This window comes from Micromonospora sp. NPDC047753 (assembly GCF_040642735.1).
Classification (GTDB): Bacteria; Actinomycetota; Actinomycetes; order Mycobacteriales; family Micromonosporaceae; genus Micromonospora.
This window is the reverse complement of sequence record NZ_JBEYSL010000606.1, coordinates 1-3,543: the sequence shown is the minus strand read 5'-3', so window position 1 is coordinate 3,543 and position 3,543 is coordinate 1. Positions and strand designations below refer to the sequence as shown.

Sequence of the window (3,543 nt, the reverse complement as noted above, 5' to 3'; positions counted from 1 at the left end):
CACCGGTCCGGTCCAGCAGCCGTCAGTCGTCGCCCCAAGCGCGCGTCGCGCATCCGGCGGGGCTCCCCGCCGATCCACACCGGTCGGAATCCAACGGGGGATTCCGACCGGCGCCGTCGTGCGGTCAGCCCGGGTAGTAGCAGACGTTCGGGATGACCGGACCACCGTTGACCCCGAAGGTCGCGAAGCCCATCCACGCCCGGGTCTGCGGGCCGTACTCGCCGTCCTCGGCGATGTCCGCCCACGACCAGGTGTCGTTGATCACGCGCTGTGCGTACAAGACGGCGTTGCGGGTGTTGGTGCCGTACTGACCGTCGAGCCGCAGCGACTGCGAGTAGCAGTTGTTCAGCGCCTCCTGCAACACCTTGACCGCGCTGTTGGAGTTGCCGTACTTCAGGTAGCAGGTCTTGTTGCCGTCCTGCCAGCCGACGGTCGGCACGTGCATCTCACCCGGGTAACCACCGACCTTGTAGTAGGTCAGGCTGGTGCAGGTGGTGGCGGCCTGCGCGGCGGTCGGCGCGGCCAGGGCCAGGCCGGCGCTGGCGAGCACTGTCGCGAGAATGGCGGCGGCGCTGCGGCGGCCGAGGTTGCTTCGATGGATCGGCATGCTCTCCTCCTGAGGATGGGCTACCGGGGTCGACCCCGTGTGCCTCGAAGCATCGCGACCATCGATCTACGAATTCCTGCTCGAACGTCAATTGCGAACGCTCGGCCGGATCACCGGCCGAGCGTTCCCGCGTGTGCGGTTCGGTACGCAGGTCGGGGTCATGCCGCCGAAGCGGACGCCTTCGACCCCCGGTGCGACGCCACCGGGCCGGCGTTCCAGCCCCAGCGGGGGGCCGGTACCGCCGCCTCGCGACGCCCATCCGTGTCGACGTCGTCGCTGTCGGTTCCGTCAATGGTCCCCTCGACCGAGGCGGAGGCGCCGCGCGCCAGTCGCAGCGAGTGCTCGGCGCCGGTGCGGGCCGCGCACGGCCAGGACTGCCCGGCGCACTGGAGGTTGCGGCACTGGCCCTCGTCGTCCGGCTCGTGTGCGCTCAACACATCGATCGCCAGCTGCCACAGCAGCGGGTCGGTCACGTCGTGCGGACGCTCGGCGGTGCGACTCGGTCGGTTGCTGGTGTCGTCGGACATGGTGGCCCCCCTCGTCAGGCTGTACCCCACAAGGGTCACCCGTCAGCCGCCGGCTAAACCGCCGACCTGCTGTGATGTGTCTCTGATCGCAGCTCGGCCGTGGACGCCGCACGCTTATCGGTCAGTCCGGCAGAAGCGGCATCTCCACGCTCGGCTCCCGACCGAGCAACACCGCACGCGTGAGCGCCGCTGATCCGAATCGGTCGCGGACCGCGTCGACCGCAACGTCCAGATCGGACCCGGAGTCCGGCTGGAACGGCAGCTCGGGCTGGACCGGGTTGTCGTCGAGGTTGCCCACGGAGACACCGATCAAGGTGATGCCACGGCGATCGATCTCGGGCAGCGCCGCGCGCAGTAGCGCACGCGCGGCGGCGAGTAGCGGCGTCGTGTCCGCCGTCGCCTTACGCACCGTGTGCGAGCGGGTCGCCCGGGTGTAGTCGCCGAAGCGCAGCCGCAACACCACGGTGCGGCCGGAACGCCCGGCCGCCCGCATCCGCCGGCTGACCCGGTCGACCAGGCCGGCGAGGATGGCGTCCAGCTCCGTGGAGGTGTGCGGGGCACGGCTGAGCGCGTGCTGCGCGCCCATCGAACCGCGCCGCCGCCCCACCTGCACCGCCCGGGGGTCGCGATTGTGCGCCAACGCATGCAGGTGCCGGCCGGCGCCCGCACCGAGCAGCGAGACCAGCGCCGCCTCCCCGAGGCGGGCCACCTCCCCGACGGTACGGATCCGGCGTTCGCGCAGCTTGGCGGCCGTGACCGGGCCGACGCCCCAGAGCCGTTCCACCGGCAGCGGGTGCAGGAACGCCAGCTCGGCGTCCGGTGCGACCACCAGCAGGCCGTCCGGTTTCGCTACGCCGCTGGCCACCTTGGCCAGGAACTTCGTGCGGGCCACCCCCACGGTGATCGGCAGGTGGACCCGGTCGCGGACCTCCCGGCGTAGTCGTTCGGCGATCTCGGCCGGTGGCCCGACCAGCCGCCGCAGACCCCCCACGTCGAGAAACGCCTCGTCGATGGAGAGCCCTTCGACCAGCGGGGTGGTCTCCCGGAAGATCTCGAAGACCGCGCGGCTCGCCGCCGTGTACGCCGACATCCGCGGTGGCACGACGATCGCGTCCGGACAGAGCCGACGCGCCTGCTGGCCGCCCATCGCGCTGCGGACGCCCCGCGCCTTCGCCTCGTAGCTGGCCGCGAGCACCACGCCACCACCGACGATCACCGGTCGCCCGCGCAGGCGCGGATGGTCGCGCTGCTCGACCGACGCGTAGAACGCGTCCAGGTCGGCGTGCAGGATGCTGGCGCCGGGCGACACGTACACATGTTCGCATGACGCCGGCCTGGTGCGGCAGTGAGCTGGGCAGACGCCCCGTCAGTCGAGGCAGAACTCGTTGCCCTCCGGGTCGGCCATGATGAGATGGCCGGCGCCCAACGGGGGAGTGGGCTCGTGCCGATCGAGTCGCTTGGCGCCATGCGAGACGAGCCGTTCGGCCTCGGCCTCCAGGGCCGCCATCCGCTCCTCACCCTCCAGCCCGGGGGCCGCGCGGACGTCGAGGTGGACGCGGTTCTTCACCTGCTTGTGCTCCGGCACCCGCTGAAAGAACAGCCGTGGTCGCGAGCCCTCGGGGTCGACCACCGCTGACGCGTCGTTGCGGTTCTCCGGCGGCACACCCATCGCCTCCAGCGCCTGATCCCAGGACTCGAAGTCTCCGGGTGGGGCTTGTACCTGGTAGCCGAGCGTCTCGGCCCAGAAGGTGGCCAACCTCGCCGGGTCGGCGCAGTCGAAGGTGATCTGGACGTCGCGGATCACGGCGGATCCCTGCTTCGTGTTCTGGTCGGTCATGATCCCAGCCTCTCGCGGATAGCGGACAGTGTTGTTCCGCTATCAGTGCAACGATCGACGAGTGACCGTCGAGGCGACGACCGAGCGGGTGCTGCGCCTGCTGGCGCTGCTGCAACGACGACTGTCCTGGACGGCTGCCGAACTGGCCGCGGAGCTGGGGGTCACCGGCCGTTGCGTACGCCGCGACGTGCAGCGTCTGCGGGCGCTCGGCTACCCGGTGCACGCGGTGTCGGGCGTCGGCGGCGGCTACCGACTCGGCGCCGGCACCCGGCTGCCGCCGCTGCTCCTCGACGACGAGGAGGCAATCGCCACGGCGGTGTCCCTGCGGCTCGCCGCCGGGGGCACTGTCGCCGGGGCGAGCGAGGCCGCCCTGCGGGCACTCGCGAAGCTCGATCAGGTGATGCCATCGCGGCTCCGCGCCGAGGTCCGGGCGGTGCACGGTGCCACCGACACCCTCATCGGCCCGGTCGCCGAGATCGACGCGGAACTGCTGGTGACACTCGCCCGCGCCTGTCGGGACGGGGTACGCGTCCGATTCCACTATCCCGGCCGGGGCGCTGGTGAGCAGGAGC

General features: G+C 71.4%; 5 protein-coding genes. 1 reads left to right on the top strand and 4 read right to left on the bottom strand.

Annotation, left to right across the window (positions count from 1 at the left end):
- Window positions 1-124: 124 nt before the first annotated feature.
- The 4 genes from ABZ749_RS31760 to ABZ749_RS31745 all read right to left on the bottom strand — a co-directional run bounded on the left by ABZ749_RS31760 (window position 125) and on the right by ABZ749_RS31745 (window position 2,971).
- Window positions 125-607 (bottom strand): peptidoglycan-binding domain-containing protein, encoded by a 483-nt coding sequence (locus tag ABZ749_RS31760; RefSeq protein ID WP_357234310.1) that lies wholly within the window; start codon window positions 605-607, stop codon window positions 125-127.
- A gap of 158 nt (window positions 608-765) precedes the next feature.
- Complete coding sequence (locus ABZ749_RS31755) at window positions 766-1,134, bottom strand: hypothetical protein (RefSeq protein WP_357234307.1); 369 nt, start codon at window positions 1,132-1,134, stop codon at window positions 766-768.
- Window positions 1,135-1,255: 121 nt separating this feature from the next.
- Window positions 1,256-2,443 (bottom strand): DNA polymerase IV, encoded by a 1,188-nt coding sequence (gene dinB, locus ABZ749_RS31750; protein ID WP_357234304.1) that lies wholly within the window; start codon window positions 2,441-2,443, stop codon window positions 1,256-1,258.
- Window positions 2,444-2,500: 57 nt separating this feature from the next.
- Window positions 2,501-2,971 carry a VOC family protein gene (locus ABZ749_RS31745; RefSeq protein ID WP_357234301.1) on the bottom strand — a complete coding sequence of 157 codons (471 nt, stop codon included), beginning with the start codon at window positions 2,969-2,971 and terminating at the stop codon, window positions 2,501-2,503.
- A 61-nt stretch (window positions 2,972-3,032) separates the two neighbouring features.
- Here ABZ749_RS31745 and ABZ749_RS31740 point away from each other — a divergent pair.
- The coding region (locus ABZ749_RS31740; RefSeq protein ID WP_357234298.1) for an HTH domain-containing protein at window positions 3,033-3,543 on the top strand (511 nt) is incomplete at its 3' end.

Coding starts and splice junctions, on each gene's coding strand:
- ABZ749_RS31760 (WP_357234310.1), bottom strand. CDS start 607: ATGCCGATCCATCGAAGCAACCTCGGCCGCCGCAGCGCCGCCGCCATT.
- ABZ749_RS31745 (WP_357234301.1), bottom strand. CDS start 2,971: ATGACCGACCAGAACACGAAGCAGGGATCCGCCGTGATCCGCGACGTC.
- ABZ749_RS31755 (WP_357234307.1), bottom strand. CDS start 1,134: ATGTCCGACGACACCAGCAACCGACCGAGTCGCACCGCCGAGCGTCCG.